Annotated in this window: 19 protein-coding genes; 6 read left to right on the top strand and 13 right to left on the bottom strand. The window is 46.4% G+C overall.

Annotated features, from left to right (window positions below):
• The 3 genes from ACTRWF_RS01945 to ACTRWF_RS01935 all read right to left on the bottom strand — a co-directional run bounded on the left by ACTRWF_RS01945 (position 1) and on the right by ACTRWF_RS01935 (position 3955).
• Entirely contained in the window at positions 1–1134 is a 1134-nt protein-coding gene (locus ACTRWF_RS01945) for an efflux RND transporter periplasmic adaptor subunit (RefSeq protein WP_024016089.1), read from the bottom strand.
• A 246-nt stretch (positions 1135–1380) separates the two neighbouring features.
• Entirely contained in the window at positions 1381–3315 is a 1935-nt protein-coding gene (locus tag ACTRWF_RS01940) for a monovalent cation:proton antiporter-2 (CPA2) family protein (protein ID WP_462835050.1), read from the bottom strand.
• A gap of 1 nt (position 3316) precedes the next feature.
• Positions 3317–3955 (bottom strand): NAD(P)H-dependent oxidoreductase, encoded by a 639-nt coding sequence (locus ACTRWF_RS01935; protein ID WP_015066848.1) that lies wholly within the window; start codon positions 3953–3955, stop codon positions 3317–3319.
• Between the two features lie 260 nt (positions 3956–4215).
• Here ACTRWF_RS01935 and ACTRWF_RS01930 point away from each other — a divergent pair, with 260 nt between their 5' ends.
• On the top strand, positions 4216–4710 hold the full coding sequence (locus ACTRWF_RS01930) for an acyloxyacyl hydrolase (RefSeq protein WP_462835049.1): 495 nt from the start codon (positions 4216–4218) through the stop codon (positions 4708–4710).
• 174 nt (positions 4711–4884) lie between these two features.
• Here ACTRWF_RS01930 and ACTRWF_RS01925 read toward each other — a convergent pair whose 3' ends face one another.
• Together ACTRWF_RS01925 and ACTRWF_RS01920 are read right to left on the bottom strand one after the other, a co-directional pair.
• Entirely contained in the window at positions 4885–7182 is a 2298-nt protein-coding gene (locus ACTRWF_RS01925; protein ID WP_462835048.1) for a molybdopterin cofactor-binding domain-containing protein, read from the bottom strand.
• Entirely contained in the window at positions 7179–7670 is a 492-nt protein-coding gene (locus tag ACTRWF_RS01920) for a (2Fe-2S)-binding protein (protein WP_015066851.1), read from the bottom strand. The genes ACTRWF_RS01925 and ACTRWF_RS01920 overlap by 4 nt, the downstream gene beginning before the upstream one ends.
• Positions 7671–7870: 200 nt before the next feature.
• Between ACTRWF_RS01920 and ACTRWF_RS01915 the strand changes: the two genes are divergently transcribed.
• Positions 7871–8230 carry a winged helix-turn-helix transcriptional regulator gene (locus ACTRWF_RS01915; protein WP_015066852.1) on the top strand — a complete coding sequence of 120 codons (360 nt, stop codon included), beginning with the start codon at positions 7871–7873 and terminating at the stop codon, positions 8228–8230.
• Positions 8231–8459: 229 nt separating this feature from the next.
• On the top strand, positions 8460–9737 hold the full coding sequence (locus tag ACTRWF_RS01910) for a diguanylate cyclase (protein WP_462835047.1): 1278 nt from the start codon (positions 8460–8462) through the stop codon (positions 9735–9737).
• A 26-nt stretch (positions 9738–9763) separates the two neighbouring features.
• Here ACTRWF_RS01910 and ACTRWF_RS01905 read toward each other — a convergent pair whose 3' ends face one another.
• Genes ACTRWF_RS01905 through xdhA form a run of 7 tightly spaced genes read right to left on the bottom strand, consistent with a single transcriptional unit; the run spans position 9764 to position 17997 of the window.
• On the bottom strand, positions 9764–11044 hold the full coding sequence (locus ACTRWF_RS01905; protein ID WP_462835046.1) for a urate hydroxylase PuuD: 1281 nt from the start codon (positions 11042–11044) through the stop codon (positions 9764–9766).
• Between the two features lie 31 nt (positions 11045–11075).
• On the bottom strand, positions 11076–12383 hold the full coding sequence (gene guaD / locus ACTRWF_RS01900) for a guanine deaminase (RefSeq protein ID WP_462835045.1): 1308 nt from the start codon (positions 12381–12383) through the stop codon (positions 11076–11078).
• 5 nt (positions 12384–12388) lie between these two features.
• Complete coding sequence (gene uraH / locus ACTRWF_RS01895) at positions 12389–12721, bottom strand: hydroxyisourate hydrolase (protein ID WP_012518057.1); 333 nt, start codon at positions 12719–12721, stop codon at positions 12389–12391.
• Positions 12722–12767: 46 nt separating this feature from the next.
• Entirely contained in the window at positions 12768–13271 is a 504-nt protein-coding gene (gene uraD, locus ACTRWF_RS01890) for a 2-oxo-4-hydroxy-4-carboxy-5-ureidoimidazoline decarboxylase (RefSeq protein ID WP_278383171.1), read from the bottom strand.
• Complete coding sequence (gene xdhC / locus ACTRWF_RS01885; RefSeq protein WP_462835044.1) at positions 13258–14199, bottom strand: xanthine dehydrogenase accessory protein XdhC; 942 nt, start codon at positions 14197–14199, stop codon at positions 13258–13260. Before xdhC ends, uraD begins: the two co-directional genes overlap by 14 nt.
• Complete coding sequence (gene xdhB, locus ACTRWF_RS01880; RefSeq protein ID WP_462835043.1) at positions 14196–16562, bottom strand: xanthine dehydrogenase molybdopterin binding subunit; 2367 nt, start codon at positions 16560–16562, stop codon at positions 14196–14198. The genes xdhC and xdhB overlap by 4 nt, the downstream gene beginning before the upstream one ends.
• Positions 16555–17997, bottom strand: a complete 1443-nt coding sequence (xdhA, locus tag ACTRWF_RS01875) for a xanthine dehydrogenase small subunit (RefSeq protein ID WP_462835042.1) — start codon at positions 17995–17997, stop codon at positions 16555–16557. The genes xdhB and xdhA overlap by 8 nt, the downstream gene beginning before the upstream one ends.
• A 423-nt stretch (positions 17998–18420) precedes the next feature.
• On the opposite strand from xdhA, the gene ACTRWF_RS01870 reads away from it, so the two are divergent.
• The 3 genes from ACTRWF_RS01870 to ACTRWF_RS01860 all read left to right on the top strand — a co-directional run bounded on the left by ACTRWF_RS01870 (position 18421) and on the right by ACTRWF_RS01860 (position 20343).
• On the top strand, positions 18421–19065 hold the full coding sequence (locus ACTRWF_RS01870) for a TetR/AcrR family transcriptional regulator (protein ID WP_012518062.1): 645 nt from the start codon (positions 18421–18423) through the stop codon (positions 19063–19065).
• 1 nt (position 19066) lies between these two features.
• Complete coding sequence (gene puuE / locus ACTRWF_RS01865; RefSeq protein ID WP_462835041.1) at positions 19067–19996, top strand: allantoinase PuuE; 930 nt, start codon at positions 19067–19069, stop codon at positions 19994–19996.
• Positions 19997–20085: 89 nt separating this feature from the next.
• A complete protein-coding gene (locus tag ACTRWF_RS01860) occupies positions 20086–20343 on the top strand; it encodes an outer membrane protein assembly factor BamE (protein ID WP_012518064.1) in 258 nt (85 codons plus the stop codon).
• A gap of 136 nt (positions 20344–20479) precedes the next feature.
• Here ACTRWF_RS01860 and ACTRWF_RS01855 read toward each other — a convergent pair whose 3' ends face one another.
• Positions 20480–21811: an NCS2 family permease gene (locus ACTRWF_RS01855; protein WP_012518065.1), complete on the bottom strand. Its 1332-nt coding sequence runs from the start codon at positions 21809–21811 to the stop codon at positions 20480–20482.
• Positions 21812–21838: the final 27 nt, after the last annotated feature.

The following is a 21838-nucleotide window of genomic DNA, read 5'->3' as shown; positions in this document are numbered from 1 at the left end:
TTACAGGCCTCCTTCTTTCGTCCACTCCGATACAGACTGGCCCTCTTTGACAAGGTGCGCGCCTGCCGCAACTATCTTATCATCATCCTTTAGCGGCCCTTCCACTAATAAGCCATTTGAAATGCCACGGGTAATTGTTACTTCAACGGCTTCAACACTGCCTTTTTGGGCATCATCAGCGCTAGGTTTAAAGCGCCATACAATGGCTTTTTCTGGTTGTGCGTTATCAGTCACTACCGCGCCGAAGGGCACTAGCCACAGCTTGGTGTCAGACTCAATCAGTTTAGACATATCCAGCAAAACGGTTGCGCTCATACCAGAGAGCACATTGATATCGTCAGGCTCTGGCAGGGTAACCGTAACTTCGTAACTTAACTCACCTTGTCGGGTGGAGCTTTCGTGATCTTTATACATTGCGCCGTAGCGCTTTTCTGGCATACCCGAGAAGGTCACCCAAGCCATTTCCGAACTACGGTTTTTACGTGCCCGCGAACGATCAATCATACGCATTTTTTGTTCTGGCAGTTGAAAAGTAACGTCAATGGCGCCCGGCATATGCAGTTCAGCAATGGTTTGTTGAGGCACTATAACTTGATAGTTCTCTACAGGAACAGACGCAATCAGACCAGCAAAGGGGGCGCGAAGTTCGGTATAGCTCAGCTGGTCTTGGGCGTTAGTGAGGCTGGCTTTAGCGGCTAAAAAGTTTGCCTTGGCTTCATCAAAGGTCGAGCGGCTTACGGCACCTTTTTCAACAGACGCTTCCATGCGCTCAAACATAGCCGACGACACATCAAACTGTGATTGGGCGGTAGCAAGCTGCGCTTTCGCATCTCTGTCATCTAGCCGCGCAATAAGCTGGTTTTCTTTAACTTCTTCGCCAGCTTTTACGTTTAGTTCCTGTAGCTTTCCGCCAATGCGAAATGAGAGGTTTGAGTATTCAGAAGCTTCAACTTGGCCGGGGAATTTGGCAATGGTCTCGTCAGAATGCTGTACGTTATAAAGGGTCACTGGCGCGTAGGGCACCGTTTTAGGTGGTGTCGGGGCATCTTCACAAGCACTCACCCCAATAAGCGCTACAAACGTAATCACGGCACGAAGAATTGCGCGGTGAAACAGACTTCTTTCAGTCGACATGGTGACTCTCCATTTAAATAAACCATTACTGCACCCCATAGTTAACCACGGGTTTGTTATCGTTTTACTAAAGCGCACGTTTTTCCCCTAACGGCCTGTATGTTAAAAACGCGCTCACCTAGTTTTAAGAACACACAGGTTATAGGTTTTTTTTTCCCATTTCGATCAGGTTTTTAGTTATTTCTTCAATGACATGACAGTGAAAATGCGAAGTAACGAGTACGCGGCGAACGTCAAAAGCCCGTATTACCTTTTCGTGTTATTTGGCTTTTCATCTGGCTGAAGCTCTTCGGCATAGCCTTTTGGTGGCGGTGTCCAGCCACGCATTTTAGAGTGCTTGTCGTGTAAATCGGCCTTTAAGGCATTTTCAATAAGCGCTTCTAACTCAATAAATAGCTTAAGGTAGTTGTTATCGACGCGTTCGCCGCTCGAATCGTCAGCCCACGCGTGATACAGCACGTCATTTTGTTGCGACTCAATATTCTTGTATGCCATTTTTTGTCGCTCTACTTGAAAGGGGTGAACATTGAGCGAACGCAGGGCTTCTGCCCCCATTTCTAACGCGCTATGGTAAGTTTCAGACACAACGTAGTCAGCGCCAAGCTGGCGTAAACGGTAGCCGTGGCCGCGGTCAAAGGCACGGGCTAGCACCTTAATGTTTGGGTAAGCGTGCTTGGCGTATTTGACCGTTTTGGCTGCGGTTTCCCTGTTGTCTATGGCAATAACCATTAACGAGGCTTCATGAATACCCGCCGTATGCAGTATGTCTGGCTTAGATGCATCACCAAAGTACGATTTTGTACCAACGCGGCTCATTAGGTCTATTTGCTCTGAACGTATATCAAGCACCACAGTTTCAACGTCGTTGGCCATTAACAATCGATTGATGATTTGTCCGAATCGGCCAATGCCCGCAATAACCACGGTACCTTTTTCATCAATGGTATCTTGGTCGCGTTTTGACTTTTTATTTCGATAACGAGGAATAATGGCTTTGTCGAATAAAATGAAAAGCCCTGGGGTTAAAAACATCGAAATTGCCACTACTAGGGAAAGTAGTGAGATAATATCTTTAGGCAATACATAGTTTTGAGACGCGAAACTAAGCAAGACAAAGCCGAATTCACCGGCCTGCGCAAGGCTTAAAATAAACAGCCACTTGTTGGTGCCTTTAATTTTAAAGATAAGCGCAATAAGGAACAGCACGGCGGCTTTTGTTAGCATAACGGCAAGGGTTAAACCTGCAATAAGCATGGGGTTTTCAGATAAGACTGAAAAGTTAATGCCTGCGCCCACTGTGATAAAGAAAAGGCCTAGCAATAAACCTTTAAACGGTTCTATGTTTGCTTCTAACTCGTGCCTGAATTCACTGTTAGCCAATACCACCCCTGCTAAGAATGCGCCAAGCGCAGGAGATAGGCCCACAAGCCCCATAAGCGCAGCAATGCCGATAATAAGCATAAGTGCGGTAGCGGTGAAAATTTCTCTTAACCCAGACGCTGCCACAAACTTAAACAGCGGGCGGCTTAAGTAATGGCCACCAATGGTGAGAAAGGCAACCGAACTAATAATAACAAGCCCATAGGCCCAAGGCGCCAAGCCGTCTACCAAGTTAAAGCTGTCGTGTGCCTCGCCGCCTCCTTGCTCACCGCCGGCTGCAACCAGTTCAGGTATGGCTAAAAGAGGAATAAGCGCAAGCATAGGAATAACCGCAATATCTTGAAATAGCAGGACGGAAAAAGCGCTTTTTCCTCCTTCAGATTTCTGAAGCCCTTTCTCTTGCAAGGTTTGCAGTACAATCGCGGTTGAAGAAAGAGCGAAAATAAGGCCGATGGTGAGTGATATACCAAACGGCTGCTTCAGCGCCAGCGCGGTAGCGGTTATAAGCGCAGTGGTTAACGTTAGCTGCAGGCCGCCAAGGCCCAAAAGTTTCGATTTCATGGCCCACAGAGAACGAGGCTCAAGCTCTAAACCAACTAAAAATAGCATCATTACAACGCCAAACTCTGCAAAGTGCTGTATAGCAACGGTTTCATCACCAACAAGGCCGAATATAGGGCCAATCACTAATCCGGCAATTAAATAACCTAAAACAGAGCCTAGCCCTAGTCGCTTGGCTATAGGCACGGCAATAACCGCGGCCACCAAGTAGATAAATGCGTATAAAAAATAACCCGTCACATTAGTTTCCTTCACTCGTATAAAGGTCGGCGAGATTTTCCATACGCTTAGCTTTTTCTGTATCCAGCGTATTGGTGGTCAGTTGAGTAAGCAAGGTTCTCCACTTTTCTTTGTGTTCCGCTACCCGATGCTCTTCTTGCGCTGTGCGAGAGCCAAATATGGCAAAGGGCGCGATATAGTTCATATGAGTGATCTGTGCCATCTGTTCCAATGGCTGCAGCAACTGCCTAATGGTGTAGTGGTTAAACCCCTCGCTTTGGTAGGCTTTTTCTTTGCCTCCTGCGCTTATGGCACAAAGAAACAGCTTATCTTTAAGCGCTGTGCCTTCATGGCCATAGGCAAAGCCATATTCCAATACTAAATCTTGCCATTCTTTTAATATCGACGGTGTTGAATACCAGTAAAGTGGAAAGAGAAAAACAATCACATCGTGGTCAACTAAACGTTGTTGCTCCCGTTCAATATTAATATTGAAGTCAGGGTACTGTGCATACAGGTCGACAGCGGTTACTTGTTTATTCAACTTCGCTTCGTTGAAAAGCGGGACGTTCACCTCCGAACGAGCTGGCGCTGGGTGAGCAAAAAGAACCAATACCTTCTTACTATGCTTGTTCCCTTCAATGGTGTTTGTATCAGTCATACAGCTTTACTCATTTATTCTTCCACACCGAATATCAATAGTTTCACACGGCTTTTTGTTCGAGCACCAAGGCTGTTTCGATCAAATGTAATATGCCGTTTAGAGCAATTAATAATGTCTTTTTCCTCAAAGTTATAAGGTTACTAATTATCATTAGGTTGAAAAAAGTAACCTGATAACCATTATGAACTCACCTTTAAAATACCAAATATAACGATGACGGAACGTTATTTTTAACTTTGACTTAAAACAGTATAACCATGAAAACACCACTTAAAACACTCGCAGTTGCATTATCTTTACTTTCTTCTTTTACATCACTTTCTACTCACGCCTTACCTCAGGGGAGTGAATTAAAAGCGGGGGCTGCGGCTTGGAACATGCTCGATGATGTAGACCGATACGCCATGCACGTCGCTTATATTCATAAACCGCTGACGTCGTTTTATGGCCTGCGGCCAACGGTACTTTTAGTTAATGCTGATAAAGGGCAGCACTATTTTGCGGCGGGTGTAGCTAAAGATGTTTATGAATATGAAAGCTTTTCGGTACGCCTAGCCTTTCATGCTGGCATAGTTGATGAGTCGGAAAATTTAGGCGATACCATCGAGTTTTACTCGTCAATTGCTGCGCTATATAACGTAACAGACGATGTATCGCTAGAAGCTGAAATCGGGCATATCTCTAACGGTGGGTTAGGCGATACAAACCCGGGCTCTGAATCTTTTGTGCTAAGTGGGCACTATCGCTTTTAAACCGTGGCGTGTCATTTCTCGCGGCGATGTTTTGCAACTTAGCTAGCACTTCTCAACCAGTTAGCGAGCTTTGCAATTACAAGCTACATGGCAAAACGATAGTAACCATCCCGCTTCATAGGCGGGATGGTTACTCATGGCACTCGCCAAAAGCGCGTTTACATGGCTGGCGCTTTAGGCGGTCAATGCTTTCTTAACATCGTTTGCAAGCATTGGAAGGTGTCGCATGCGTACCCCAACGGCTTGATAAACGGCGTTACCTACTGCTGGCGCCACGCCTATGACACCAGGTTCACCTAGGCCAACTGGAAATTCATCACTTTCAATGAATTCTATGTCCATATCCGGCACATCGGCCATGCGAAGCGGCTGGTAAGTGGTAAGGTTTTTCTTTGCAACGTAACCGTCTTTTATTTCGTTGTGTTCAAACAACGCCAAGCTGGTACCCCAAAGTAAAGCGCCTTCCATTTGCGCCATAGCACCGTCGGGGTGGATGATTATGCCCGCATCGGCCACTACCCAAAGCTTCTTAAGGGTAATTTTGCCAGTATTTTTGTCTACGTGAACATGCGCTGCGGTTGCCAGCCATGCAGGCATGGTGCGCTCTTGGCCTGCCGTCACGCTATAGCCAATACCTTCATTCTCACCTAAGCTTACATTCGCGGTTTTCTTTTTAAGTATTTCGAGGGTATTCGCTAATCGCTTAGCGCCGCCCACGCTTTCAGGGGCTTTTCCTGCTTGCTTACCTTTACCATCTAGCATGGCAAGTCTGAAGTCCACAGGGTTTTGCTTGGTCTTGTGCGCAATTTCGTCAATAAAGCTTTCAAGCCCCCATACTATCCAACCTTGGCCGACCGAGCGCAGCCACCCTGGAGTAAAAGTGTCTTGGGCCACTTTGTTATTAATAACCCGTGCTCTGTGATGCTCCATGGTATACCAGTGGTCAGAACCAGAAGCAGAAAACGGGTCAACTTTACCTTTACCATCAACGCCGTCAGGCATAAAGCCTGGTGCCATAGCGAGCGTAGGCCAGCCTGCTGCTAGCGCATGCTCCATGCCCACAAAATTTCCAGCCCCGTCAAAATACGCATTAAATAACGATGTTGACGCTGAGCGAGGTTGGTCAAACATCGTATCGTCTGGACGCATAAATAGCATTTTAACCGGTTGACCAACCGCTTTTGCGGTAAGGATCGTGGGAATAACCCAATCACCAAAAAGGCGGCGACCAAATCCGCCACCTAAATAATATTGGTGAATGACAACATCAGAGTCTGGTACTTCGGCTGCTTTAGCGGCTGCAGGCAACGTTAGGCTTTGCCATTGGTTACCTGTGTGGATATGCCATTTACCGTCTTTGAATTCTGCAATAGCATTAAGCGGCTCAAGCTGGAAGTGGCTTGCAGTAGCCGTGGTATACAGAGACTCAATGGAGTTTGCTGCCTGTTGTTGCGCATCACGAATGTCGCCTTCGTCAACAAAAAGCGTGCCTTCATCGCGGTCTCGGCAAATACGCTCTCCCTCTCGCTGGATGTCTGCTTCGCTGACATTAGCATTCTTGCCGGTGTTATAACTCACTTTCACCTTATCTACCGCTTTGATTGCGGTAGGATAATCGGTAGCAAGCACCGCCACCCAGCCTTCAATTGTGCCCGTCGGGTCGGTTAGTACTTTATACCCCTTGTAGCCAGATAAACCCTTGGCTTCGCTATCATCAACACCGGTAACTTTACTGCCGTAGCGGGTTGGCGGAAGAATAGGGCGGGCGTACAGCATGTTGTCTACTTCAACGTCGATACCGTAGACAGCGGTACCATTGGTCTTTGGAGGAATATCTAATGCTTTATATTCGTTGCCCAAGCCTATTAAATGACGTTTATTACCAGGCTTTATAGGCATGGCACCAAGCTCTTCAGCCGTGTAGGTTTTGTCGATGTTGCCATTAGCGACAATATCGCCATAGCTGACCTTTTTACTTCCCGATACAACAAATCCCGCGTTAGCCTCACATGCTGATGGCGGTACGCCTAAAAGTTCGGCTCCGGCATTAATGAGTGTCTGACGGCCTGCGGCGCCCGCTTGCGACATAGGTTTGTAGGATTGAAAAATAGACCATGAACCACCTGTTACCATGTAGCCCCATTTCGGGTCGGTGTCGACATGAACGATAGACACTTTGTTCCAATCGCATTCAAGCTCATCGGCCAGAATGCGAGCAATGGCGGTGCCGACGTGCTGACCCATTTCCGCTCTGGCAGTGTTCACTGTTACTTTTCCGTCGGTATCCATTTCAAACCAGACGTTTGGTGAAAACGTTTTGGTTTCTAATGCTTCTTTAGCCGATAACACTGAGGGTATTAGCGATGCGCCAAACGCCATAAGCAAAGATGATTTAACCGAACCCACCATAAATGAACGGCGCGACAGATTTACCGTGTCTTTCTTTTCTCTAGAAATATCTTTTATGCTCATGCGTTTTCACCTTCTGATGTCGCATTGGGGTCAAAGTACTGGACAGAAGAGGTTGCGGCCCGTTTTATGGCTTTTTTAATTCTGGTATAGGCCATACAGCGGCAGTAGTTTCCATTCATGTGGTTGACGATGTCTTCATCAGAGGGGGTGGGGTTTTTATCAAGCAACGTTGCGGCTTGCATAATTTGCCCAGACTGACAGTAGCCGCACTGGGGGACTTGCTCTTCCACCCATGCTGATTGCAGCGGATGTTCATTGTTTAGACTTTCTATGGTGTTTACGTCTTTCCCCTTAGCAAGCGAAACGGGGTAAGAGCACGAGCGAATGGCGTTGCCGTCAATGTGCACAGTACATACACCACACATAGCCACGCCGCAGCCAAACTTGGTGCCTTTTAGCCCAAACTCATCTCGAATAACCCAAACGAGTGGCGTATCTGAGGCAGCATCCGTCTGCACTTTTTTTCCATTTAACGTAAATTCAATCATGGTTTTCATCACCGTGAAGTTATAGTTTAATTTGCTCTTACTGCCTTATGAGGCGGTGAACCTTTTATATAAAGTAGACTGACTGATAAAAGATGCGCCACTGTGGGCTAGCATGTATCATGTGGTATAGTTTAGTTACCTTGTTCAACTAAGCAATCAGTTTACTTTTAGTAACTAGGGTGCTTTTCTAAAGGACATCAATGAAAACTCAAATAAAAACAGATGCTAAGGGTAAGAAAACCGTTTTAAATACGTGCACTGAGCCATGTGCGATTGAGCGGGGAATGCGCTTAATCGGTGGTAAATGGACAGGGTCTATTATTTATCATTTAAAAGATGAGCCCGTTCGCTTTAACGATCTGTGCCGAATGCTAGGTGGCGCAAGTCGTAAAATGGTTGACCAGCGTCTTAAAGAGCTAGAAAACAACGGGATGGTGATACGCAACGTGATCGATTCTCGTCCCATTGCCGTGGCTTACAGCCTAACCGGTTTCGGGCGCTCTGCGTTAGATATTCTTGAACAGCTTAGAGTATGGTCAGAAAGTCATTCAAGCGACTAAGTGCGTAAAATAAGCGCGCCAAAAAAGGGCGGCGATAGGCCGCAGATGCTGCCTTTTAAAAAAATGCGTTAGCTAATCCTTTGGCTTAGGCGATTTATGAAGCGAAAGATAAAAACTGAACTATACTATTTATACTAAAGTATAAGTTTCGTTAAGGGTGAATCGACCCAGATGGTTAGGCATTAATTTTGAGGCGATGGAATGCATTTAATTAGCGGGGCGATGCCCTATGTTTGAGAAAACTTTTCACTATTGCGCGGTTGGGCTAGCTCATGTTGGCATAGACGGGACTTTCATTCGCGTAAACAAAAAGTTGTGTGACTTTTTGGATTATTCAGATCAGGAACTTACCAAGCTTACCTTTCAGGATCTTACCGCGCCAGACCACCTCGATGAAGACCTCGATCAATTAGAGCGCTTGCTTGAAGGGCAAATTGATAACTACTCAATAGAAAAACGCTATATCAGGCGTGATGGCAAGAGGGTATGGGCGAAACTTACCGTTTCTCTTGTGCGGGACGATAGTAACAACCCTGACTACTTTATATCGGTTGTTGAAGATATTGACGAAAAAAAACGTATTCAATCTGAGCTTTTTCAAGTTGATGCCTTGTTTAGCAAAATTGTTAGTGCTTTCTCAGAAAGAACGTTTATCTGGGTAGCAACACCGGATTTCTCTAAACTCAAATACGCTAACGATGGCTATGCAAACATTTTCGGGCGAAGTGAATACGAACTTTACTGCAACCCAATGAGCTTTCTTGATCATGTTCACGAAGAAGATAGAGCTAGAGTTGCCAAAGTGTTCAGCCGTCGCCCCCTTGAAAACTGGGATATTCAGTATCGCATTTACGATTCAAAAGGAGAGGTGAAGTATCTTCACGACCGCGGAAACCTTATCTTCGACGACCGAGAAACACAAACACTCATCTTAGGCACCGCCGACGATATAACACGAGAAAAGAATCAGCAGCAGGCCCTAATGAGCGCGGTTACCAAGTTAGAGCACCTATCTCAAACAGATTCCCTCACAGGTCTTGCCAATAGAAGAGAAATATTGAGTCAATTGAGCGATGAAATAGCGCGCATGGAGCGAGGGCAAAAAGCGTCTACCCTCGTTTATGTTGATCTTAATAAGTTTAAAGAAATCAACGATAAATATGGGCATAAAGTCGGTGATAACGCGTTGGTAGAGTTTTCTCAGCAAATGAAAAGCATGTTGAGGGATAGCGATCGATTTGGCCGAATTGGCGGTGATGAGTTTGTTATTCTGCTTTATGGAACCAATGATAAAGAAACGGAAATCTTTTTCGAGCGTATTGCTCAGCATAACTTTACGCTTAACGTGAATAATACATCGGTAGTGCCGATTACCTTTAGCGTTGGGTGGGTAACATGGAGTGCTGAAATTTCAACGGTTGAAGAGTGGCTGGATAAGGCTGATGAGGTGATGTACGAAAAAAAGCACAACCTGCAAGGGCAAGTAGTGATTGATAAAGCGATGTAGGTATAGCCTACATCGCTTTCACTGTTTTATTGTCTTTGCGCGAACCACTGGGCTATTTCTTGACGCTCTTCTTCAGTCATGTTCGTTTTGTTTAAAAACGGCATGTCTTTAGTTACTGTCGTTCTACGAACCAATTGAGGGGCAAACCGTTCAATATCTTGCCAAGAGTCTAGCACTACGCCTAACGGTGCTACCTTGAAAATATCGTCGGTAGGTGTGCGTGAGTGGCAGCTCACGCAGTGTGTGGCTATCAAGTTCGCTACACGTTCATTAGTCACACTAGTACTCCCTTGCGCTGCACTTTTCTTACCAATAGGACTAGCATCATCGGTTTTATTCGCTACTTGAGTAGTCTTACTTGAAGGCACAGCTACCTCTGTATGAACAGGAACAGGCGCCGATGATGATTGCGGCCACGACACCCATAATGCAATCGCCATCATGGCTATGGCGCCAGAAACCAAAATGCTCGGTTTCGTAGTACCCACATGGCGAAGGTTAAAGAAGTGTCTTATCCATGCCGCAACCACCATGATAGCAATAAGTACCAAGTAGTTTTGCGGGTGCTGATAGGTCATGGGGTAATGATTTGAAATCATAATAAACAACAAGGGCAGGGTGAAATAGTTGTTGTGCAGCGAGCGAAGTTTGGCACCAGCGCCCCAACTCGGGTCAATATTTTGTTTATCAGCCACTGCCGCCACCATTTTGCGTTGGTTAGGCATGATATTAAAAAATACGTTTCCAGCCATAATAGTGCCGATAAGCGCACCCACATGAATGTAAGCCCCTCGGCCGCTGAACCATTGGGTAGAGAGGTAACTCACGGCGCATATTAAGGCAACAAGGCAAATACCAAACACCAACGGGTACTTGGCAAGTGGGCTTCTACAGGCCAGTTCATACAATGCTAGGCCGCCAAAAATTAACCCCAAACCTAAAGAGATTGCCAGGGTTGGTGTCATGGCATTAACCGACGGGTCGATAAGGTAAGCGCTGGCACCAAAGTAATATACAATGATAAGAAGGGCAAAGCCTGATAACCAGGTTGTATAAGCTTCCCACTTAAACCAGTGAAGGGTTTCTGGCATTTTTTCTGGCCCATAAGCATACTTGGCCACCTCATAAAAGCCGCCGCCATGAATGGCCCACAAATCACCTTTAATTCCCTTATCTTGCTTCCATTTTGGGGGCGTGCGCAAATTATTATCTAACCAGATAAAATAAAATGAGGCACCAATCCAAGCAACGCCAGCTATTACGTGAAACCAACGTACAAATAGACTTAGCCAATCTAGCCACGGCATTATTATTCTCCTTATTAAGGGTCAGCAGACCCTACTGTAGCTCGTTATTACCGCTGCTTTTTTCATAGCAACAGTTACCACTGATCCAAGTTTGCGCAATCGCGCGATCATCGCCTAAAATACTTAAGGCAAAAAATACATCATCGAAATCGGCGTCTTGTTGAATTCGTAAACTTGTCAGTTCATCGAATCTGGGTTCTACCACAATAAAGTCTGCGATAGTTCCTGGGTTTAAATTACCGATTTCCTCATCAAGGCCATGGGCGATGGCCGCCCCTTGTGTCATAAGGTAAAAGCCTTCAAGTGGGCTTAATGGGTCGTTTCTCAGTTGACTCACCTTGTAGGCATCGCCATAGGTCTTAAACATGTTAAAGGTGGTACCTGCACCCACGTCGGTAGCCATGGCCACATGAACCTTATTGGCACGGGCAGCGGTCATATCAAAAAGACCGCTTCCTAAAAACAGGTTTGACGTAGGGCAAAAGGCCACGGTTGCACCACTTTCTCCTAACCGACCCCATTCATCAGGCGTTAAATGGATACCATGGCCAAAAACGGCGCGCTCACGCACGAGATTATATTTATCATAAACATCTAAATAGCCATCAGCCTGCGGGAATAGACTTTTCACCCAGGCAATTTCATCTAGGTTCTCAGATAAGTGAGTTTGTATGAAAACATCACTGTACTGCTGCGCCAATTCACCTAATGCCGCAAGTTGGGCTTCTGTGCTTGTTGGCGCGAAGCGAGGGGTTAACGCGTAACGATTTCTCCCCTTGTTATGCCAAGTTTCAATTAAGCTGGCACTGTCGGCCTGCGCACTCTCAGCGCAGTCATTAAGCTGGCTTGGGCAGTTTCTGTCCATGCACACTTTGCCTGCAACAATAGCCATGTCGATATCGCTTGCGGCGTTAAACAGGGCTTGGCAACTGCTTTTGTGCACAGTGGTAAACACAAAGCCGGTGGTGGTGCCGTTTTTCAAGAGCTGATTTAAAAATACTTTTGCTATGGTGTCAGCATGTTCGCTATCTGCAAACTGCATTTCAGCCGGGAAGGTGTAGTTTTCAAGCCAAGTAAGAAGCTGTTCGCCGTAGTGCGCAATGCTTTGTGTCTGCGGGTAGTGCAAATGGCTGTCAATTAAACCTGGCAGTATCCACTTACCCGTCAAGTCGGTAACGCTGGCCGCAGGATAGCGCGCTGCGATGGTATCGAAATCGCCGATATCTTTTATTTCTTTTTTATCAATCAACAAACCACCGTCTTTGAAAATGACGATGTCGTCAGAAAATTGTGTGGTTTGTTTAGGAAAGTGCGCAATGCTTGCACGAAAAAGCTGCATGTTTATTAGCTGCCCCTGTAGCTGCTGAAACCGAACGGAGAAATTAGTAGCGGTACGTGATAGTGCCCACCGTTTTCTTCTAGTTCAAAGGTAATATCAATGTGTGGGTAGAAACTGCTGCCGTGAGCCTTAACTAAGTAAGGCTTGCAGTGAAAACGCAGCGTGTAAACACCTGCTGGAAAGCCATTGTCGCTCTCTAGAGCCCAGTTGTTAAAGCGGCCGTCGCTATCTGTTTTACCCGACAGCGTATTACCGTCGGGTAGGGTTAGGGTAAGCGCGATACCGTGAGCTGGCTTACCCAAAGTGGTGTCAAGTACGTGGCTTGAAAGCGTATTCATACTGTATTCCTATTAAATTCGTTACTTGTAATACGTCAGTGCGCTGTTAAGACAGGCTTTTATTAATACGCAGCAGCGTAATTTTTATTTGCTCAGCTGCGGCGTTTACTATTTCTTGTTGCGTTGAATTAGGCAACCTTGCCTGCAGTGCTTCTAGCATGGTTTGAGCAGAAAGCCCTGTGGCGCAAATAATAAAAATAAAGCCGTGTTTATCTAAATACGCCTGATTTGCCTCTTTTAGTTGATGAAGCACCGCCTCAGGCGCACTGGCCGTGCCTGACTGCTCTCCCGCCGCAATGGCTTTGGTATTTGCAAACTTTTTGCGAAGCGAGTCTACATCTCCAATCATAGGGTGGGCGGTAAAGGCCTCTAAATAATCACTGTTACTGCATTTCGCCCATGCGTTTTTTGCCTGTTCTGTTAAGGCGTTGGTATCGCTGTAGGGGCGGGCATTAACCATCATATAAATCCAAGTTTTTGATGCGCAGCATTGCTCAAACCAGGCTGAAGCCTCATCCGAAGCGAGGGTATTCAATTCATTTAATGTCACGGGTAGTATCCTTTTTGCTGCTCGAGCTTTCACTGTCATCTAGCGTTGTGGCAACGACCTGCTCGCCCCCAGTCTTATTTAATTTATTCGTCTGCATGTGACTAACGCTAACGTCACTTACCGCAGAAGGCGTCGCGCTGCGGTTGTCGTGGTGAAGCCGAGCGATAATTTGCGCCGAAATCGAAACAGCGACTTCAATTGGCTGCTTACCTGGAATATCGCGATTACCGATTGGGGTCACTAAGCGTGCTAATGCATGTTCATCAAAACCGCGATGCGTAAGCTTCGTTTTAAATCGTTTGGCTTTTGTATCAGACCCAATTAAACCCACAAAAGGCAGGGAAGGGTGCTTCAACGCCTGCTCAGTGATGCGATAGTCAAGTTGATGATCGTGAGTAAGTATAATGAGCCAGCTGTTTTCATCTAAATGCCTTACTTCACTTTCCGGCGCGTCTTCCACAATTTTTTGTACGTTGGCAGGTAACGCGTCGGGAAACAAGTCTTCTCGGCTGTCTATCCATACAATGCGTACGGGAAGTTGAGCCAAAATAGGCACAAGGGCCTTGGCTACATGGCCTGCACCAAAAATAGCAACCTGCTGCTGATGTAGGTTACATACATCAAACAGCACTTTTACGGCACCTCCGCAGCATTGCCCTAAAGTACTGCTTAGCGGGTAGCTGTGTAGCTCAGTACGCGTTTCACCCTTAGCGAGGTAGGCACGTGCACGACTTATCGCATCAAATTCAAGATGCCCACCGCCTATGGTATCTATGGTACGCGACGCTGTAACTACCATCTTGCTACCTGACTCTCGAGGGGTAGAGCCCGCTGTTCCCACCACGGTAACCAGTACATAGCCTTCGTTTTGTTGCTGGCATTCGGCTATACCCTCGTACCAGCGCTTGGCGCGAAAAGACGCAGTCATATTGACGACCCTTCGCTTGCACAGTTTTGTATTGCAGCAATGGCATTCAGTACTCGCTCTGGCGTAGCCGGGGTATCTAGCTGCGGGTCAAGGGTATAACCAGACAGGCTTGAAATGGCATCTTTAATAGCACTCCACACCGAAATGGCTAACATGAACGGCGGTTCGCCCACTGCTTTTGAATGATAAATGCTATCTTCAGCATTTTTTCGGCCAAATAATTTCACGTTGAATACTTTCGGTGTATCACCGATGGCCGGAATTTTATAGGTGGCCATATTTTCGCTGATGAGTTTACCGCTCTCGTTCCACTTTAAATCTTCTGTAGTTAACCAGCCCATGCCTTGGATAAATGCGCCCTCAATCTGACCAATATCAATGGCAGGGTTAAGGCTACTGCCCACATCGTGAATAACGTTCACTTCGTCAACGGTATATTCGCCAGTTAGGGTATCTATAGAGACTTCGCTCATCGACACACCGTAGGCGAAGTAGAAAAAGGGTCTACCTTCACCAGTATCGCGGTTGTATTGCAGTTTAGGTGTTTTATAGAAGCCCGTTGAAGATAGCGATACGCGAGCAAAGTAGGCTTGCTGTACTAGTTCAGGAAAAGTAATGCTGTGCTTACCTAGCACTGCATGCTGATCAGTAAATACGACTTCATCAACACGTTCGCCTAACCCTAGGCTTTCGGCATAGCATTTTGCTAAACGGGTTTTAAGTGTAATACACGCATTTTGTACTGCTTTACCGTTGATGTCGGTGCCGCTAGACGCTGCAGTTGGCGACGTATTCGGTACCTTATCAGTGCGCGTAGCAGTCACCTCTATCATGTCCAGGTCGAGGCCGAATTCGTTCGCCGCAATTTGCCCAATCTTCGTGTGTAAACCCTGACCCATTTCTGTACCGCCATGGTTCACCTGAATACTACCGTCGGTATAAATATGAACCAGCGCACCTGCTTGATTGAGGTGTTTCGCTGTAAAGGAAATACCGAATTTGACCGGTGTAAGCGCAAGGCCTTTCTTTATAACCGGGCTTTCACGGTTGAAAGCAGAAACGGCTTCTCTGCGCTGCCAGTACTGAGCGCTTTGTTCGAGTTCGTTTATCATTTCCGGCAGCAGGTTGTGTTCGACCTCCATACCATAAGGCGTGGTGGTTCCCGTCGTTGGCCCGTATAAATTGCGTTTTCTAACCGATAGCGGGTCGCTGCCTATAGTGCGCGCAATCTTATCTATCAGGGCTTCAGCCATAATCATGCCTTGCGGGCCACCAAAGCCTCGGTAAGCCGTGTGCGACACCATGTTGGTTTGTAGTCTGTGACCAACGATATCGCTGTCGCCAAGAAAATAGCCATTATCTGCATGAAACATAGCTCTATCGACAATAGCATCAGAGAGATCCGGAGAATGCCCGCAAATACCGTTAATGGTCATGCGGGTGGCTTCAATTTTTCCTGTGCTGTCAAAGGCGACGTCAAAAGCATTGTCGAAGGGGTGACGTTTGCCGGTTACGTGCATATCGGTAAAGCGAGGTAAACGCAGCTTTACCGCGCACCTATTGCGTGAGGCAAGTAAAGCAGCGATACAGGCCCACTGCGCCGCTTGGGTTTCTTTCCCACCGAAGCCACCGCCCATACGGCGCATATCCACCATAACGCGATGCAGTTTGATATCTAAGACTTCAGCAACAAGTTTTTGTACTTCGCTTGGATGTTGGCTAGAGGTGTAAATCTTCATGCGATCTTCTTCTTCGGGGATCGCGAGGCTCACTTGCCCCTCTAGGTACATATGCTCTTGGCCACCTATGCTCAGCGTACCTGACGCTTTATATTGCGCGTTGTCGAAGGTGTTATCAACGCGTGTAGATTGTTGGCCAAAGCGGTGTAAAGGGCGCACGAATGTTTGTTGTGCGTGCGCTTCATCTGCGTTTAGTACAGGGGGGGCTTCAGCAACCTCAATGTGGCCCTTAAGCGCCGCTTGGCGCGCCAACGTTACCGAGGTAGCAAGCACGGCAAAAACCGGTTGACCAAAGAACTTCACCTCGCCATTGGCAAGTAGGGGGTCGCCTTCAAATACCGGGCCTATGTCTTTATGGCCGGGCACATCGTCTATGGTTACAACATCAACCACACCTTCACTGGCGCGCACGGCACTTAGGTCAACATGGGCGATAGTGCCCTTAGCACACTTGCTTAGCCCTACAGCCGCGTAAAGCGTACCTTGAGGCTCAATCACATCATCTACATAGTTGGCAGTGCCCTGCACTTGACGCTCGGCGCTTTCATGTTTTTTAGATACGTGAACCGCACCTTGCTTTTCACGTTCGCCTGTTGGGATAGGGGTATCAATTAACTTACGCATGTTGCACCACCCGTGTTTCAATGTTGTTCGTCGATTGGTTTTCTAGCCAGAAGCGGTGCCACAAGTTTGCTAACACGGTTTTGCGGTATTCGGCAGTAGCCCGCACATCGTCTATGGGCGTGAATGCATCAAATAAAATTTGTTTGCCTAGGTTTAGGCATTCACTACTTGAGAATTGCTTACCTTTAAGCGCGTTTTCAAGGGCTTTACAAGTAGAAGGTATAGCTGCAACACCACCAAATCCTGTGGTAATAGCGGCTACGTTGCCATTATCAAGAGTAAGATTGAATACGGCACAGACCGCTGAAATATCATCTTCAAAGCGCTTGGAAATTTTATACGCAGCCAACACTTGGGCAGGCTGTTTAAGCGGTATTTCTATGGCACTGATCCATTCACCACGTTCTAGCTGAGTTTCACGATAGCCAGTGAAAAATTTGCTAACTGGTAAGGTGCGCACTTTATCGCCGTTATCTAAATGCAAGGTAGCGTTTAGGGCTAGCAATAGGGGAGGCATATCTCCTATCGGCGAAGCGTTAGCCACATTGCCGCCCATTGTAGCCTGATTTCGAATGGGTAAAGAGGCAAATCGAGTGACGAGTTCAGCCAATTGTGGAAATGCAGTTAATAAAAAAGGTGCTGCATCATTTAACGCAACGGCTGCACCAATAATAAGTGAATGTCCTGAATTTATGCACTGTTTTAGTGCGTCGATGTGAGTAACACTAATAAGGGTGTCGATATTCTTAAGCTGCTGGGTGACCTGTAAACTCAAATCCGTACTGCCTGCAACAAGCTGGGCATTGGGGAACTCGCTAATTAGGGCCTTTAGTTCTTCACGGGTAGTTGGCGTATAAACCTTGCCTGTACCCGTGGGAGGCGTATTAGTCAGTGACAACAAAGTAGCCAGTGTCTTGCCTTGTTTAGCAGAGAATTGGTCGTTTGGCGTTTGCTCACATACCGCTAGTGTTGCATCTATGATGGGGCGGTAGCCCGTACAGCGACAGAGGTTGCCCGATAAGGCCTGTAGGACTTCATCTCTATTTGGCTTCGCGTTACTGTGATAAAGCGCAAACATTGACATAATAAAGCCGGGGGTGCAAAAGCCACATTGAGTACCGTGATGGTCGACTAACGCCTGTTGAACAGGGTGTAAGTGTTTACCATCGCTTAAATGCTCTACAAATAAAAGTTGTTTACCGTGAACCGCACTCATAAGTGTAATGCAGCTATTTACCGTTCGGTAATGTAATGTCTCTTTGTTTGACGCTGCAGGTTCAACAAGTACCACGGTACATGCACCACAGTCGCCTGCCGCACACCCTTCCTTTGTCCCTGTCTTTTTTCTGTGCTCGCGTATAAATTGTAGAAGGGTGAGGTCGGCTCGCGCTTCGTTTAATTCTACGATATCGTTATTTATTAGAAAGCGAATCATACTCACACCTTCTCGTAATATTCATTCTTGTATCCATTAATATAGCTGTATTTTTTTAATAAAAGTAGACCAAATGGTCAATTTATTGCTTATAAAAAAAGGCCAGGTTATAAAAAGGCCATTATTTCGCGCCAATATTTTTGGGTTTTGAGCGAAAAGCTTTCCCAATTTCTGCGTCGCATGTATTGGATAAGGCAAGATTCGTGCAAGGTTTGAAGTAACACGCAAATTTCTAAGGCAAGATTCGTGCAAGGTTTGAAGTAACACGCAAATTTCGTGCTTTAGTATGGTTAACACCCCACAGTTGGGGCATGTATACTTTATAGCAACTCATCGGCAATAAATGCTAACCTAACAATAAGGCATGCAGCATTATTCTGCCCGTGCGCTTGCAAAGTAGATTGCAAAGGAATTTAAATAATAATGATGAAGGTAAAAAGTGCCGACGCTGGTGTTGGCGCTATGAACAGAAGAAAGATACTCCAAGCTGCTGAAAAGTGCTTCGCTCAGTTTGGTTTTAAAGGAACAGCGGTACAAAAAATTGCTGACGAAGCCGGGCTCCCGAAAACTAACGTACTGTACTATTTCAAAACCAAGCAAGAGCTTTACGTGGCGGTGCTAGAAGAAACCCTTTCACTGTGGAATTCTCGCTTTGATAGAGCAACGGTGGAGGATGACCCCGCAGAGGTGTTGGCTAACTATATCGCTGAGAAAATGGAAGTATCGCGAACCAACCCCCAGGCGTCTAAGATCTTTGCCATGGAAATTATCAACGGTGCACAGAATTTAAGCGGCTACTTTGATGAAGAGCACGCGCTGTGGATGAAGGGGCGTTTAGCAGTTATCGATGCGTGGGTAGAGGCTGGTAAGCTTCCCCCTGTTGAAGGCGAGTATTTGCTTTACACTATTTGGGCCAGTACCCAGCATTATGCCGATTTCTCTACGCAAATCACGCGGCTTCGAGGAAAGAAAATGACAAAGATAGACTTCGAGAACGCGACAAAGCAAGTGGTTAAGCTTGTATTAGGCGGATGTGGTTTGTCGGTACCTGAAAGCTTTGAGGTGTAACGTGACAGACGCTGTATATCCTAGAGATTTAGTGGGTTACGGTCAGCACGTACCCCATGCCAAATGGCCAAACAATGCCAAAATTGCCATACAGTTTGTATTGAATTACGAAGAGGGTGGTGAGAATTGTGTTCTTCACGGTGACGAAGCGTCCGAAATCTTTCTATCTGAAATTATAGGTGCACAAGCCTATAAAGACCGCCATCTTAGCATGGAGTCAATCTACGAATATGGCAGTCGAGCAGGGTTCTGGCGTTTACACCGCTTACTGAATAAGCACGAAATCCCCGTTACCGTATTTGGCGTTACAATGGCCATGCAAAGGCACCCTGAGGCGGTAAAAGCAATGATTGATTCTGGTTGGGAAATTGCCAGCCATGCTATGCGATGGGTGCATTACCAAGATATGGATGAAGAGCAAGAGCGCAAGGAAATTGATGAAGCGATTATTCTTCACGAGCAACTAACCGGGGCTAAACCTGTAGGGTGGTATACGGGAAGAACGAGCCCAAACACCTTAAAACTTATTGCCGAGCGAGACGATATATTATATTGCGCTGATTCCTACGCCGACGATTTGCCCTATTACGATTGTCACTACAGTAGGCCTCTACTCATGGTGCCCTATACGCTAGATACTAACGACATGCGTTTTGCCACGCCGCAGGGGTTTAACAGTGGTGAGCAGTTCTTTACCTATTTAAAAGATGCATTTGATGTATTGTACGAAGAAGGTGAAGAAGCGCCTAAAATGCTTTCTATTGGCCTTCACAATCGCATTATTGGGCGGCCTGCTCGTATGGCGGCGCTACAGCGCTTTATTGAGTACGTAAAGTCACACGATAAGGTATGGCTGGCTACAAGAGAGCAAATTGCTCGCCATTGGCTTGATACTCATCCTAAAGGCGAGGGTGACAAACCGCACTATTAGCGTTTACAGTGCACTAAGAAGATATACATTTCGTAAAGCGAACGATGATAAAGCGTTTTCCGTTCGCTTTTAGCCAAAGGACATTAACGATGAAAGTAAAATTAGCACTAATTGCACTTGGCGCACTCGCGCTTACCGGATGCTCTAAGCTGACCAAAGAAAACTATGACAAGCTAGAAATGGGGATGACTCAGGATGAAGTAGAGTCGATATTAGGCTCTGCTGACAATTGCGGTAAAACCATGGGAACCACGGCGTGTACGTGGGGTAGTGAAGATGAAAAACACGTAAAAATTGTGTTCATGGGCGATAAGGCGGTTACCTTTACTTATGACGGCCTTAAGTAAAACGGCGCTTAGCTAAAGTTAGGTCAAAAAAGTCTACATTATTTATCTAAAAAAAGGTGGCTAATTTAAATTAGCCACCTTTTTTGTATTTAGTGCTATAGCGTGATTTCTATCGCATTATAAGCGCGCTTAGCAGTTATTTTAGGTCCAGCAAGTATCGCAGTAAGAATACAACCGCAAGTGCGTAGGTAAGTGGGGTTACGTCTTTGAACTTTCCTGTACCCACCTTAATGCCCACATAGGTAATAAAACCAAGCGCGATACCTTCGCTGATACTAAAGGTGAGAGGCATTGCAATAAGTGCTACAGAGGCCGTTGCCAGTGCGCCTAGATCATCGAAGTCAACTTGACGAATCGATTCCATCATTAAAATACCCACCATGAGAAGTGCAGGTGTGGTGGCCATGAGAGGGATCACTTTCATCAGCGGCGTCAAAAACAGTGATAATAAGAAGCACACTGACACTACGACCGCGGTAAGGCCTGTTCGGCCACCTGAAGAAACGCCGGTGGCAGACTCTACATAGCTTGTTACTGGCGATGTGCCGACCATTGCGCCGGCAATACTCGCTGACGCATCGGCAGTCATCGCCGCGCCAATTTTAGGGAGTTTACCCTCAGGTGTGAGCAGGTTTGCTTTTCGCGAAACGCCAATGAGTGTGCCGATGGTATCGAACATGTTGACAAACATAAGCGCAAAAATAAGGTCCCATGTCTCAGCAAGGTGGTCGATAGGATACCAAAAGTCCATTGCCATAAAGGTGTTTGATATCGACTCTGGCATGCCTACAACGGCAGATGGCGTAGCCGTAAGTGTGCCATTCTCAGTAGGAACGAATGCGCCGATAAGTGTAAGCGTTACGATAGATATTAAAATGGCACCTGTTACGCGCTTTACCATAAGTACAATAGTAAAAATGATACCCGCAAGGGCGAGCATAACAGCGGGTTCTGAAAGGTCGCCTAGCTGCACAAATGTGGCTGGGTTATCAACAATAAGCCCTGCGTTTTTAAGGCCAATAAAAGCAATGAACAAACCGATGCCGCACTGCACGCCAATTTTAAGCGACGGCGGAATAGATTCGGCTATTTTTGTTCGCACCCCTGTCAGTGACAGTATAAGAAAAAGAATACCATTCCAAAAAACGATACCTAATGCTGCTTCCCATGGGATCTCTCGACCAAGGCAAATGGTAAACGCAAAAAAAGCATTTAAACCCATGCCTGGTGCTAACGCGATAGGGTAATTTGTCATCAGTGCCATCATGAGCGTGCCGATACACGCTGCAATCGCTGTCACTGTAATTAAGCCCTCTACGGGCATACCGCTTAACCCCAAGATACCTGGATTGACCACAAGAATGTAAGACATAGCGGCAAACGTAGTTAGCCCCGCGATGATCTCTGTTCTTACTGTTGTTCCGTGTTCCTGCAGCTTAAATAGCCGTTCAATTACGTTATTGGACATCAAGAGTTCTCTGTGTGTGTTTCATTT

This window comes from Alteromonas sp. G5_S2_22_S1 (assembly GCF_054968525.1).
This window is presented reverse-complemented; position numbering and strand designations above follow the sequence as displayed.

Coding starts and splice junctions, on each gene's coding strand:
- guaD (WP_462835045.1), bottom strand. CDS start 12,383: ATGCAGCTTTTTCGTGCAAGCATTGCGCACTTTCCTAAACAAACCACA.
- uraH (WP_012518057.1), bottom strand. CDS start 12,721: ATGAATACGCTTTCAAGCCACGTACTTGACACCACTTTGGGTAAGCCA.
- ACTRWF_RS01910 (WP_462835047.1), top strand. CDS start 8,460: ATGTTTGAGAAAACTTTTCACTATTGCGCGGTTGGGCTAGCTCATGTT.
- ACTRWF_RS01935 (WP_015066848.1), bottom strand. CDS start 3,955: ATGACTGATACAAACACCATTGAAGGGAACAAGCATAGTAAGAAGGTA.
- xdhC (WP_462835044.1), bottom strand. CDS start 14,199: ATGACTGCGTCTTTTCGCGCCAAGCGCTGGTACGAGGGTATAGCCGAA.
- ACTRWF_RS01925 (WP_462835048.1), bottom strand. CDS start 7,182: ATGAGCATAAAAGATATTTCTAGAGAAAAGAAAGACACGGTAAATCTG.
- xdhA (WP_462835042.1), bottom strand. CDS start 17,997: ATGATTCGCTTTCTAATAAATAACGATATCGTAGAATTAAACGAAGCG.
- ACTRWF_RS01870 (WP_012518062.1), top strand. CDS start 18,421: ATGATGAAGGTAAAAAGTGCCGACGCTGGTGTTGGCGCTATGAACAGA.
- xdhB (WP_462835043.1), bottom strand. CDS start 16,562: ATGCGTAAGTTAATTGATACCCCTATCCCAACAGGCGAACGTGAAAAG.
- ACTRWF_RS01920 (WP_015066851.1), bottom strand. CDS start 7,670: ATGATTGAATTTACGTTAAATGGAAAAAAAGTGCAGACGGATGCTGCC.
- ACTRWF_RS01915 (WP_015066852.1), top strand. CDS start 7,871: ATGAAAACTCAAATAAAAACAGATGCTAAGGGTAAGAAAACCGTTTTA.
- ACTRWF_RS01930 (WP_462835049.1), top strand. CDS start 4,216: ATGAAAACACCACTTAAAACACTCGCAGTTGCATTATCTTTACTTTCT.
- ACTRWF_RS01855 (WP_012518065.1), bottom strand. CDS start 21,811: ATGTCCAATAACGTAATTGAACGGCTATTTAAGCTGCAGGAACACGGA.
- ACTRWF_RS01860 (WP_012518064.1), top strand. CDS start 20,086: ATGAAAGTAAAATTAGCACTAATTGCACTTGGCGCACTCGCGCTTACC.
- ACTRWF_RS01945 (WP_024016089.1), bottom strand. CDS start 1,134: ATGTCGACTGAAAGAAGTCTGTTTCACCGCGCAATTCTTCGTGCCGTG.
- ACTRWF_RS01905 (WP_462835046.1), bottom strand. CDS start 11,044: ATGCCGTGGCTAGATTGGCTAAGTCTATTTGTACGTTGGTTTCACGTA.